This window comes from Amaricoccus macauensis, assembly GCF_049800915.1.
GTDB lineage: Bacteria > Pseudomonadota > Alphaproteobacteria > Rhodobacterales > Rhodobacteraceae > Amaricoccus > Amaricoccus macauensis_A.
Window position 1 is genome coordinate 1 of record NZ_JBNAFY010000015.1, and the last position, 11,826, is coordinate 11,826.

Annotated in this window: 7 protein-coding genes and 5 pseudogenes; 4 read left to right on the plus strand and 8 right to left on the minus strand. The window is 62.3% G+C overall.

Translation table 11 applies throughout. From position 1 onward, the window contains the following. The 3 genes and pseudogenes from ACP15W_RS20975 to ACP15W_RS20985 form a co-directional block, all read right to left on the minus strand. Positions 1-278, minus strand: a pseudogene (locus ACP15W_RS20975) (IS30 family transposase); the annotation flags it as partial. Positions 279-309: 31 nt separating this feature from the next. Then, positions 310-1,327: pseudogene (locus ACP15W_RS20980) on the minus strand (IS30 family transposase). 186 nt (positions 1,328-1,513) lie between these two features. Continuing rightward, positions 1,514-2,719 (minus strand): hypothetical protein, encoded by a 1,206-nt coding sequence (locus ACP15W_RS20985; protein WP_424934806.1) that lies wholly within the window; start codon positions 2,717-2,719, stop codon positions 1,514-1,516. Positions 2,720-2,955: 236 nt separating this feature from the next. Here ACP15W_RS20985 and ACP15W_RS20990 point away from each other — a divergent pair, with 236 nt between their 5' ends. Further along, a complete protein-coding gene (locus ACP15W_RS20990) occupies positions 2,956-4,179 on the plus strand; it encodes a tyrosine-type recombinase/integrase (protein WP_424934807.1) in 1,224 nt (407 codons plus the stop codon). A gap of 219 nt (positions 4,180-4,398) precedes the next feature. Here ACP15W_RS20990 and repC read toward each other — a convergent pair whose 3' ends face one another. The 3 genes from repC to repA all read right to left on the minus strand — a co-directional run bounded on the left by repC (position 4,399) and on the right by repA (position 7,849). Further along, the gene (repC, locus tag ACP15W_RS20995) at positions 4,399-5,568 is read right to left on the minus strand and encodes a plasmid replication protein RepC (protein ID WP_424934808.1); all 1,170 of its coding nucleotides are present in this window, start codon (positions 5,566-5,568) and stop codon (positions 4,399-4,401) included. A gap of 188 nt (positions 5,569-5,756) precedes the next feature. Further along, positions 5,757-6,677: a plasmid partitioning protein RepB gene (gene repB, locus ACP15W_RS21000; RefSeq protein WP_424934809.1), complete on the minus strand. Its 921-nt coding sequence runs from the start codon at positions 6,675-6,677 to the stop codon at positions 5,757-5,759. Continuing rightward, complete coding sequence (repA, locus tag ACP15W_RS21005; RefSeq protein ID WP_424934810.1) at positions 6,677-7,849, minus strand: plasmid partitioning protein RepA; 1,173 nt, start codon at positions 7,847-7,849, stop codon at positions 6,677-6,679. Before repA ends, repB begins: the two co-directional genes overlap by 1 nt. 593 nt (positions 7,850-8,442) lie before the next feature. Here repA and ACP15W_RS21010 point away from each other — a divergent pair. Further along, positions 8,443-9,443 (plus strand): annotated as a pseudogene (locus ACP15W_RS21010) (DDE-type integrase/transposase/recombinase); the annotation flags it as partial. A gap of 215 nt (positions 9,444-9,658) precedes the next feature. Here ACP15W_RS21010 and ACP15W_RS21015 read toward each other — a convergent pair. Further along, positions 9,659-10,899, minus strand: a pseudogene (locus ACP15W_RS21015) (IS110 family transposase). Between ACP15W_RS21015 and ACP15W_RS21020 the strand changes: the two are divergent. Continuing rightward, positions 10,867-10,989, plus strand: coding sequence for a hypothetical protein (locus ACP15W_RS21020; protein WP_424934812.1), 123 nt, complete (start codon positions 10,867-10,869; stop codon positions 10,987-10,989). The pseudogene ACP15W_RS21015 and the gene ACP15W_RS21020 overlap by 33 nt on opposite strands. Positions 10,990-11,076: 87 nt before the next feature. Then, positions 11,077-11,406 (plus strand): annotated as a pseudogene (locus tag ACP15W_RS21025) (integrase core domain-containing protein); the annotation flags it as partial. Positions 11,407-11,441: 35 nt separating this feature from the next. On the opposite strand, the gene ACP15W_RS21030 reads toward ACP15W_RS21025, so the two are convergent. After that, on the minus strand, positions 11,442-11,826 hold a 385-nt coding region (locus tag ACP15W_RS21030), incomplete at its 5' end, for an IS30 family transposase (RefSeq protein WP_424934811.1).

Genomic DNA, 11,826 nt, shown 5'->3' on the forward strand with positions numbered 1-11,826 from the left:
CTTCTGGGCCGCCGTGCATGGCGTGGCTTGCGTTTGCGCTGCCTGCGCGGAAGCCACCGGGCGAGTTCTTCGCTCTGGGTGTAGACATGGGCATAGATCGTTTCGTGGCAGACGTATGATGAGCCGCCTTCAAATCGAAGCCGACCGGCGATCTGCTCGGGCGACCAGCCAGCTTGAAGTTGAGCTTCAACGGCAGCGCGCAACTCTGGCATCCGGATCAGCTTGCGCCGCCTGCGTCGCCGCTCAGTGGATGCCTTCTGCGCCAGCAATCCGTGAAAGTTCCAGTCTGGTTGCGACATCGCCTGAAAATCATAGCCGCCTCAGTTCTTCGCGAAACGCTTCCGAGGGCGTTCCGTATCCGAGGCACTTCCGGGGTGTAGCATTGAGGCGATCGCAAATCGCCTTCATGGAGCGATTTGAGATCGACGTCAGCTGGGTGTCGCGGGGCAGGTCACGCCGCACCCGTCCATTGAGGTTTTCGACTGATCCCTTCTGCCAAGGCGCCTGCGGGTCGCAGAACCAGGCGACCGTGCCCATGCCGATTTCGAGGTCTCGCCAGGAGACGAATTCCAGGCCACGGTCAAAGGTGATCGACCGCCGAGCGGGGGACGGCAGAGGCGACAGGAGGGTGATGATCTGGTTCATGATCGGTTTCGAGCGCCGGTCGTTGTTCTTGAACAGCACAGCGAACCGGGTCTTGCGTTCGACCATGGAGGCGACATTGGCCGGCCCGTGTTCCTTGCGGAAAATCATCAGGTCGTTCGGCGCGGCACTCGGACCCGTGGCGTGCTCGCGCCTCACCCCAATCCCCGAAAACCTCTCGCTGTGTGATCTCTTCGGGCCTTTGCCGGATCGCCCGACCGTCAGGGAAGACAAGACTTCTGGGCCGCCGTGCATGGCGTGGCTTGCGTTTGCGCTGCCTGCGCGGAAGCCACCGGGCGAGTTCTTCGCTCTGGGTGTAGACATGGGCATAGATCGTTTCGTGGCAGACGTATGATGAGCCGCCTTCAAATCGAAGCCGACCGGCGATCTGCTCGGGCGACCAGCCAGCTTGAAGTTGAGCTTCAACGGCAGCGCGCAACTCCGGCATCCGGATCAGCTTGCGCCGCCTGCGTCGCCGCTCAGTGGATGCCTTCTGCGCCAGCAATCCGAAATAGCCGTTCAGGTTCGGAAGCTCGGCATCCTCGTAGCGGTTCCGCCGGATCTCGCGATAGATCGACGAGCGGTGTCGTCCGAGCTGCAGTGCAATCACCGAAATCGGCGTTCTCACGATCAGCATCTTCTCGATCTGCCGGCGTTCCTCCAAGGTCAGCTCTCGATGCGCCATGCCTCAACCTCCTGTTTCCGTGCAGGATAGTGGAGATGTCGCAACCGAGTTTAGAATGTGCCCGCCACGAAACTGAAAACGCATAACATCAACCAGCGGTGAACCAGAGCCTCCTGTCTGGAAACACCTCAAGCGCCCCAAATTATCTGACGACAGACAGGATCTCTCGACTTCCTTTTGCCAACCTCAAGGATGATCGCTTATGGCTCCGTATTTGGCAATCACCTGGTCCGCTCCGGTCATCGCCGCATCGAGCTCGGCAAGTGCGCGTGCGATCGCCGCGTCCTCGGTCATGGAAGACCGTGCGGCGTGTGCTTGCTCCGGATCAGCGGCTCCCGACGCGACCTGACCAATTCCACCGCGCCGCCGCGGGCTTCCGCCCTCACGCCGCGCCGGATGGCGATCCCGGCGACCGTTCAGATCCCCGAAGGCGGGCAGAGCAAAAATTCGGTATGAACGGCGCGGGGTGAGGCAGACCAGCAACCCGTCGGAGACCGCCTCGAGCACGATGTTGCGTGCAGCGCGCTCGGTGACATCGGCCGCAGCGGCGATCTCGGCGAGCCGGAAGACGGGAAGGGTCTCGGCCGCTTGAAGCAGGGTTCTGTGCCGGGAGCGGTTCCCGCGACCCGCGCTCCAAGCCCCCGCCCTGCCCCGCCAGTCCTGGAGGAGACCGATGCGACCGGCCTCCCGCCCGATCTGGAGCGAGAGCCTTTTGAACAGGCGCTCCCAGGTTTCCGGCTTGTTCGGTTGCCAGACTCCGTAACCTTCCCGGGTCAAGGCCAGGCCGGGCATCAGGACCCAGCCCGGGGTCGGTGCCGCAACGGGTTTCCCGAAGGGGCTGATGGCGGCTTCCCGGAACCAGGCATCGGCCCAGAGGAACACCAGCCGCTCGAACGCTGGCCAGCGATCCGGGGAGAGGCGCGCGGCCAAGCCTGCAATACCGAGCGCCTTGAGCACGGGCGGCGCCGGACGTGCCGCGACCTGGGTCCAGCCGGCCGCGATTGCAGCGAGGGCCTGTTCCCATTCCTCGGCCAGCACCCGGGGATCCTGCATCGGCACGAGCCGGGTCTCCACCGGGACATAGAGGGTGCGCTCTACGGCGGTGAGGCTCCGCCGGAGAAGCGTCTCCGGATCCACAGCGGGACCTGCGCTGAGGAGAACCCGGCGCAGGTCACCGGCCGTGCGGATGGCGCGTGGATCGCCGGGGTCGGGACCGAGGCCGATCTCGCGCGCCAGCAGGTCCCAGGGCGGCACGGAGACGTCCTCGAGCGCGACACTGGCGGCGGCCTCCTCGAGGGCAGCGACCGCCCGCCAGGCGGCGGCCAGGCCCGGATCGACCTCGAGGCGGGCTGCAAGCCCGGATGCGCGGGCCTCGAGCTCCAGCAGCGTCATCAGGAGGGATCGGTGCGGCGGGGGTTCCAGTGTCATACGGGATGGTTAGCACAGCTGACGGAATTTCGGAGGGACTATTTTCCGTGATGGCGGTGTTTTCTGAAGAACGTTATAACTGTCGATAACTATCTCTTATCAATTCTTATTGAAATCCACTCCGAAACCGCCCAGACTTCCGCGGAAATCCCCTGCCCTGCGGCACTGGCCGCCGCCTTTGTCCAGGAAGTCCGCCCGCAATGCCGCCCCGTCCGTCTTTATCTCGCCCACCCCGGTCCAACCGCCTCGCGGGGGTCGACGCGCTCGTCGCCATCCTGCCCCAGGCCCAGGCCGAGCGTCTGGCCGGCGTGCTTGGGGCCGAGGATATCGCGACACTACGGCACGTGGCGCGCAAGGGCGCAGGCGCGAACTCTCTTCGGGCGCTCGGATCCGATCTCGGCTATCTCGAAGCCTGGTGCAGGACTGCAACCGGCGCGCCCCTGCCCTGGCCCGCGACGGAAGCGCTGGCGCTGAAGTTCGTTGCGCATCACCTGTGGGATCCCGAAGAACACGCCCGCGATCCGAACCACGGCATGCCATCCGAGGTCGCTGGCGCCCTGCGGGCCGGCGGGTTCCTCAGGACAGCGGGCCCGCACGCCCCCGCTACGGTGCGCCGCAGGCTGTCCTCCTGGGCGACGCTGCATACCTGGCGGGGGCTCGACCATCCCCTGGGCGCCCCTGCCCTGCGCAAGACGCTCAGGCTTGCCACGCGGGCCGCCGGGCGCCCGGCGGCTCCCCACAGCCGCCAGGCCATCACCCGGGACATCCTGTTGCGCCTGCTCACCCCGCTCGACGCGATGGCTGCCCGGCCACACACCCCAGGCGAGAGGCGTGCGGACGCCGCCCGGCTGACAGCCCTTCGGGACCGGGCGATCCTGAGCCTCGGGTTCGGATCCGGCGGGCGCCGCCGCTCCGAGATCACCGGGCTGCGGCTTGCCCAGGTCGAATGGGTCTTTGCGGAGGGAACCCTGCGCGGAAGGCTGCCCCCTGCCCCGCCCCATGGCTGCCTGCTGCACCTGGGCCGCACCAAGACCCACGATGCCGTCGAGGACCGGACCGTCGGCGCGATGGGCCGCCCGGCGACGGATCTGCTGCACTGGCTCCGCGCGGGTGCGATCCGGCGCGGGGCGCTGTTTCGCAAGGTGGACCAGTGGGGCAACGTCTCGGCAGACGCGCTGACTCCCCAGGCAGTCAACCAGATTGTCAAGCGCCGCGCCGCGGAGGCCGGCCTCGATCCGGCCCAGGTGAGTGCTCATGGCCTGAGGTCGGGCTACATGACCACGGCCGTCACCGACGGACTCAGCCTCCCCGAAGCCATGGCCCAGTCCACCCACCGCTCCGTCGCCCAGGCCGCACGCTATTTCGATGCCGCAAATGCAAGGACAGGGAAAGCTGCTGCGCTTCTCCGGACGCCGGACCAGTGAAAGGCAGTCGGCGCTACGATAGCGCTGATTGTGGTTCGGCGCGCATTCTTTGGCTTGCTCCAGCCGGTGCGTGAGATCGTTAAACGCAGACGAAGTGAACGCGTTGACAGCTGTCAACTCTGGACGTACTAGGAAACGCGAGACCAGCAGCGCGGCGAAAACAAACCAAGTCGATCTTGTACCTGATCGCAGACAACAACGTCATTCGCCATTTCCGTGTCAGGCCATTCGCTCCTTGGCGGAGTTGAACAGCGCCATGACCATTGGGCCAGGCGAGAACTGGTTGATCTCCGCCTTGGCCGTCAGGGCTCGCAAATAGCCGCCCGGGCTTCGGATCACGGACATTCGTTGCAGAATGCACGCAAGAACGATCGCCGCGCTCTGCGGTCCCATTCCATGTTGCGCGGCGCGCCAGGCATCATAGGTGACGCCAAGCATGGGGCGAACGAACTCAGCCGCTTTGAGGAACCCATGCCAACATCGAATTTCTTCCAGGGCGTAGGTTTGCAATTCAGGACATGATTCTAGGACTAGGCCAAGCGGAAGGTCAGGCGTGTCTATGTTCAGGCAGTCCTCCCCTTCTGTGTTCTCGACCGATTCAAGATCATTAGTAATCTGTTTTGAATCCTGTATGTGCCGCTCAGAATGCCGTGCATTGCCGCTCATTTCTGGTGACTCGCAATTCTCTAGTGCGTTCGTCACGGCGTCGAGCAGCTTCCTGGCGTCTTCATTAAGCTCTTCGAGAACCTTCGGGTCGAGTTTTCGGCGCAGACGGTTTTTCAGGGCCGCAGCTTCAGCTTGCAGTTCCGTCACTAGATCCGATTTATCTCCAGGAGTATATGCAAGCTGCCTGACGGCGTCGCGAAGGTGCAAGACGATCGTTTCGCGCAAACGCTTATGCCTTAGGGCTGTCTCGCGGGCTGCTGTTGCGGCCTGACCGATTTCCTGCGCGCGTGTGATCAGCGGGCGGAGATCGAAGCCGTAGGCCACATCCAGGGCGCCTGAGCAGTTCCGGCGGGCGTATCGCTTGCCATTTGGGCTGTCGTGGCGCCGAATCAGTCCGGCCTGCACCAAAGCGGCTAGATGACGGCGGAGCGTGCTTTCGGCCATGCCATGGGCGCGTGCGCTGAGTTTGGCGTTCGAAGGAAAGACGATGGTGTTTTCATCGTCATCGAGATGGTCCAGCAGATGAAAGCTCAAGAGAGCTGAAAGGACCGTCAGGTCGCGATCGCTGACGCCGAATGCCTTCCGCGCCGTTGTCAGGTCGCGGAATATGGACCATTTGTCCGGCGCGTCCTGCGGGGCAGGGGGGAGGCCGGGTCCGTCGCCCGAGAGTTGGCCAGCATCAACGGGCCGCCGCCCGGGGAGCGTCGTTGAAATATGTGTCATCTTGTCTACACGCAGACAAAGATCCTCCCTCCGCCGAACACGACGCAGGTTGACAGCTGTCAACTGGGGGCTTAGTTTCGAGGTGCTAAATCAGAAACGAGCCCTTCAGGATGTCATGTCCTGGGGGGTTTTTCTTTGCTCTGGTCGCCGTGCCTCCTTCTTGTTTCTGCCTCGGTGGGGCTTGCGCCCTATTCGCCGCGTTCCGTCAGGAATTCGCGATGAATTCTCTCCATGTTCTGCAACAGCCAGTCATCGAACCCGGATTTGCGATCCAGAATCAGCGTGGTTCTGGCCCTGGCCTGCGCGACCTGCCCCAAACCCGCCCCGTCCGATCCTTCCAGGATCTGCGGCGCGGCCTTTGCGGCCTTCGGCGGCGCGAGGCCTCCAAAAACCGATGCGAACCGCGTGTCCGAGTTCTCGCCGCGCGCGAGCGCCGCGACATCTTTCGATGATTTGCCTTTCATGCGGTCTGCCAGCGCGAGCCAGCGGTCGCGACCGGCGCTCGGTGCCGCCCCGATGGCGCGGATCACCTCCGGTGGAACGGCCTCGACGACGGAAAGCATCCGGCTGATCACCGTCTTGTCGATGTGGAGGGCGTCGCAGATCACCTTGCGCTCGAAGCCCATCTCGACCATCTGGCGGGCGAAATTGGCCTTCTCGATGAAGCTGAGATCCTTGCGGGCGCTGTTCTCCTGGCCCTGGGCAACGATCAGGTCGCGGTCGTTCAGCTCGCGCAGCATGGCCCGAACGGGCAGGCCGAGCTTCTTCAGTGCCGCGACCCTGCGGCGGCCATAGACCACCTCGTAGCGGCCTTCGTGATTGGGCGAATATCGCAGGAGCACGGGCACCTGCTGGCCGTATTCCCGGATGCTCTCCATCAGCGCATCGAGCCCGTCATCCGCATCGAGCCGGTCGGCCAGACCCGCATCGTCGATCATGTCGCTCTCGACCTCGACGAGCGCGCGCGCCTTGAGATCGGCGATCGACTGGCTGACGGCGCCGATCGCGCCCTTGGTTCGGCGCGGGGCAGGGGAGGGCGGGGCCGGGTCGGCTCCCTGGCGCGGTGCGTCCCCGGCAATCAATCCCTTCAGCAGATCCTTGCGCGCCATCAGCGCCCCCATGCTTTCTGGATGAGGCCCTCGATCTCGCCGTTCACGGCGTTGAGGCTTTCGATCGCGCGCTCGTAGGTCGCCCGCGTGAACTGGGATTTCTCGACCTCGTAGAGGGTCTGCTTGGTGATCCCGGCATCCGAGATGGCGGTGGACTTGAGCGCGGGATGGTTGAGGACGTTCTCGCCGAACATCGAGCGCATGAAGCTCACCATCTGGTTCTGCGGCCCGTCTCCGGGCTCGTAGCGGGTGACGAGGTAGCGCATCCAGTCGTAGGACATGTCGCCCCCCGCTTCGGCGACCACGCCCAGCAGGTTCGAGGTCATCAGCAGGAACTGGCACATGGACATCACGTCGAGCATCTGCGGATGCACCGTCACCAGAACCGCCGTCGCGGCTGACAGCGCCGACATGGTCAGGAAGCCCAGCTGTGGCGGACAGTCGATGACAACGATGTCATACTCGCTCTCGATCTCCGCGAGCCGGGTGCCCACGCGGGTGAAGAACAGATCGCCCGAGCGTGCGGCCAGCATCCGCGGGGTGTCATGCTCGAATTCCATCAGGTCGAGATTGCCGGGCACGATGTCGAGATTGGTGAAATAGGTCTTCCGGATGACGTCCCGGAGGGGCAGGGGGGTCTCGTAGCGGATCGCGTCATAGAGCGTGCCGCCGTTGAGCAGATCGAATTCTGGCTGAAACCCGTGCAGCGCGGAAAACGAGGCCTGGGGATCGAGATCGATTGCCAGCACCCGGTAGCCATCGAGGGCGAGTTTCTGCGCGAGATGCGCGGATGTGGTGGTCTTGCCCGAGCCGCCCTTGAAGTTGATGACCGTGATGACCTGCAGGTGATCGTCCGCACTGCGGCCCGGAAGATAGGTCCCCGGCGTCTTCGCACCCGATTCGAGCATCTCGCGCAACGCCTGGATATCCTGCGGCGTGTAGTAGCGCCGCCCGCCCGCGCGGGTTTCCGGCTCCGGACCGCGTCCGTCGAGGTGCAGCTTACGGAGGTAGGCGTCCTTCACGCCAAGCAGAGCGGCAACCTCTCCGCTGGTGAACTTGCGCAACTGTCGTTGCGCGTCGGGCGGGAACAATTGCTGACGATGCGCCTGCAACCGCTCGGACAGCCGCGCCGCATGATCCCCTACCAACAGGTCGATTCGCTCTTGCCTCATATGCCCATGTCGCCCATCTTCCCGCGTATGTTACGCTATATGGCGTCTTATTCTGTTATTGGCGTAAATTAATGGCGAAGGAATCCGAGTCGGGCAAGTCATTTTCGCAAAATATGGTAGACCGACTTTGGAGCACCTACTAGGATGCGAACGGTAATTCGCGGCGCTCGGAGAGTGTTCCCACTGAGGCACGACCAAGCGGAGAAGCTTTAGCCCCGGCGAAAGTTCGACATATTTGGCGCTAAGGCTTCGGCCGCCAGTTTGGTAGCTGGACCGACGCCCGAAATCGTATGCATCCGCTTGGCAACCTCTGAGCGGGAGCGATGATGGTCGTAAACCATGTGCTGCTTTTTCGTACAAGTTGGATCTCTCGTTTCCGCCGTTATCAGCGTTCGTTGCGGAAGCTCGCGTTTTTGGAAAATGATATCAACTTACGAGAATGCGTATAAATTCCTAAAATTATAACGAGTCCTCGAAACCAAAGCCCACGAGTTTACGCCCGATCCGATTGTCTGACGTCAGCACCCGTGGGACAGATTTGAGATTTCCATAGCGGAGGATTTCTGGTTCATCGCAGCCATCAAGGAGCGAAGATGAACCAGAAATCCGGGACATCGAAGGACGCGGCTGACAAGCTGGTCAAAGGGATCAAACGCAGGACCCGCAAACAGTATTCTGCCGAAGAGAAGATCAGGATCGTGTTGGCGGGCCTGCGCGGTGAGGAGAGCATTGCCGCGCTCTGTCGCCGGGAGGGCATCAGCGAGAGCCTTTACTATACGTGGTCGAAGGAATTCCTCGAAGCGGGCAAGCAGCGACTGGCTGGGGATACTGCCCGTCAGGCGACCGCGCCCGAAGTCAAGGAACTGCGCTCCGAGGCGGCGGCCCTGAAAGAGGTTGTCGCCGACCTGACCCTGGAAAACCGGCTGCTGAAAAAAAGCATGATCGGGGATGGGGACGACGAGGCATGAGGTATCCTGCATCAGAGAAGCTGGAGATTATCCGGACCGTGGAGGCCTCGCATTTGCCGACGCGCCAGACGCTGGCCATGCTCGGGATCCCAGCCACGACCTATTACCGCTGGTATGATCGGTGGTCCCAGGGCGGGCTTGATGCGCTCGAGGACACATCTCCGCACCCTGGGATGGTATGGAACCGCCTCCCGGATGAAACCCGCGCCGACATCATCGATTTTGCTCTTGAGCATGAAGATCTCACACCCCGGGAGTTGGCGGTGAAATACACCGACGAGAAGCAGTATTTTGTCTCGGAATCATCAGTTTACCGGATCCTCAAGGCAGAGGATCTGATCACGGCTCCGGCGCATATCGTGATGAAGGCGGCCAACGAGTTCAAGGATCAGACCAGTCGGCCCAACGAGCTCTGGCAGACCGACTTCACCTATCTCAAGGTACTTGGATGGGGCTGGTTCTACCTTTCGACGATCCTCGACGATTACAGCCGCTATATCATCGCCTGGAAGCTCTGCACGACCATGAAGGCCGAAGACGTGACCGCCACGCTCGACTTGGCGCTGCAGGCCTCGGGATGTGACAGCGCGACTGTGGTCGCCAAGCCAAGGCTGCTCAGCGACAACGTCCTATGTTGGGAAGTAAACGCTGCCTGAGGCAACAGGTCTTGGAACGCCCGATCAATCGGGCGCCTGTCTAAAGTCGCCCAGACGGGTTCCGCCGTCAAGAAATGGTCTCTCCCATAGCGAACACAGGGTACGCATTGATGCGGCCCTCACCGTCCTCAAGACGAGATCCAATATCCCAAGCGGAAAGCCCGAACATTATCTGCGAGGTCGCTTCACGCCTCCACGGCCAGGTTGCGAGAGGTCTTTCCGCCTGGGCTCGCCCCCTCGAAGAAGGGGCGATAGGGTTCGCCGTGTTTGACCACGGCGTGTACGGTGCGCGCCATCTTGGCGGCTATGGCGGTGTATGCCTTGCGCCTCAGGTGCGGATTGTGTCGGTCCTGAGCGATGTAGCGCTCGAACTTGTCCCGAAAGCTGTTGGTGCGCTTCAAGACGGCAGTCTGACCTGCCATCCAGAGCGTCCGGCGCAGTCGTGCGTTGCCATACTTGGAAATCCTGCTCTGCCCGCGGAACATGCCAGACTGGACCGTGGCGAGATCCATGCCACAGAACTTCAGGAACTGGCGATGATGCCGGAATCGACGCAGATCGCCAGCCTCGGCCAGTATGGTCATTGCGTTGATCGGTCCGATACCGGGGATCGAGGTCAGCAGCTGGTAGTCGGTGGATCCGGAGAGCAATTCGACCGACCTGGCCTCAATCTCGTTGCGCTGGCGGGTCAGGCTTCGACCCTCGGCGAGAACCAGCCGGAACATGGCGATGGCATCGGAATCAGGTTCGACAGGCAAACCGACGGATGTCTTCGCGGTCTCGTAAATGTCTGATAGGAGCTCTGATTTGGAGACGCGCCGCCCGACAACGGTCCATGCCGCCGCCATGAAAACTTCCTTGTCCATGCCCGCGATGAAATGCGGCGATGGAAAGACTTCGAGGAAAGCCAGGAACCAATCCGTTCGTGAACTGCGATGGTATCGATCCGCCTCTGGAATATAGAGCGGCAGGTAATGGGTCAGGATCCGATGCCAGAGCTCGGTCTTGGCGCGGGAAACGATCTCATGGGTCTTCGAGAGCTCCTGGATGTCGTTTACTCCGGCGGCCAAAGGGTCATGAAAGAACTGGACCGCCCCGAGCTGAAGCATGTGCAGTATGACCTGCGCATCCTTCGGGTCATTCTTGTCCCAGCTGTTGTGCAGGGCTTCCCGCGTCCGGGCCAGACCCACGGATGAGACAAGTTTGAGCTCGAAACCGGCGTGAAAAGATGGTGCGCCAAAGCGCGATGGTAGTTGCCTGTCGCTTCAAACCCGACCCGAACCGGCAGGCTATAGTCGCGAAGGATCGTGACCAGGCGACCGAAGTCTGACTTCGTGTTCGTGAGCGTCACCCTGCGGCGGCGCTGCTTTCCCGGAATGGCAATCAAAGCCTCGTGCCGATACTTGGAAATATCGATGCCTACCAGAACCTGCGCACTGGGGGCATGATCGATCTCGGTCATAGCGTGCTGCGCACCCTCTTTGGTGTGGCCTGCAAAACCACCATGGAGACCTGAGGCCCGGTTATGACCGCCCACTTCGCTATTTGAGGGCTTCGCCGGCGGTCACAACCTCTCGACAGCGATGAATTCCCAACGTGCTACGGCTCGTCTTACATCGCCGGCGATCTGGCCGATTATCTCGAGGACAAGGGCATGGACCACGTCCGCGGTGCGCCATACCACCCGCAGACCCAGGGCAAGATCGAGCGGTGGCACCAGACCATGAAGAACCGCGTGTTGCTCGAGCATTACTTCCTGCCCGGGGACCTCGAACGCCAGGTCGGCGCGTTCGTCGACTACTATAACGCCCAGAGGTATCATGAGAGCCTCGGGAACCTGACACCGGCTGACGTCTACTACGGCCGCGGTGACCAGATCCTGGAACAGCGTGAGGAGACCAAACGGAAAACCATGCTCGCCCGGCGCTTGCGTGAAAGTTCCAGTCTGGTTGCGACATCGCCTGAAAATCATAGTCGCCTCAGTTCTTCGCGAGACGCATCCGAGGGCGTTCTGTATCCGAGGCACTTCCGGGGGGTAGCATTGAGGTGATCGCAAATCGCCTTCATGGAGCGATTTGAGATCGACGTCAGTTGGGTGTCGCGGGGCAGGTCACGCCGCACCCGTCCATTGAGGTTTTCGACTGATCCCTTCTGCCAAGGCGCCTGCGGGTCGCAGAACCAGGCGACCGTGCCCATGCCGATTTCGAGGTCTCGCCAGGAGACGAATTCCAGGCCACGGTCAAAGGTGATCGACCGCCGAGCGGGGGACGGCAGAGGCGACAGGAGGGTGATGATCTGGTTCATGATCGGTTTCGAGCGCCGGTCGTTGTTCTTGAACAGCACAGCGAACCGG

What these genes read in the sequence shown, in the direction of transcription:
- repB (WP_424934809.1), bottom strand. Translation starts at nt 6,677, where the DNA reads ATGGCGCGCAAGGATCTGCTGAAGGGATTGATTGCCGGGGACGCACCG.
- repA (WP_424934810.1), bottom strand. Translation starts at nt 7,849, where the DNA reads ATGAGGCAAGAGCGAATCGACCTGTTGGTAGGGGATCATGCGGCGCGG.
- ACP15W_RS20985 (WP_424934806.1), bottom strand. Translation starts at nt 2,719, where the DNA reads ATGACGCTGCTGGAGCTCGAGGCCCGCGCATCCGGGCTTGCAGCCCGC.
- repC (WP_424934808.1), bottom strand. Translation starts at nt 5,568, where the DNA reads ATGACACATATTTCAACGACGCTCCCCGGGCGGCGGCCCGTTGATGCT.
- ACP15W_RS20990 (WP_424934807.1), top strand. Translation starts at nt 2,956, where the DNA reads ATGCCGCCCCGTCCGTCTTTATCTCGCCCACCCCGGTCCAACCGCCTC.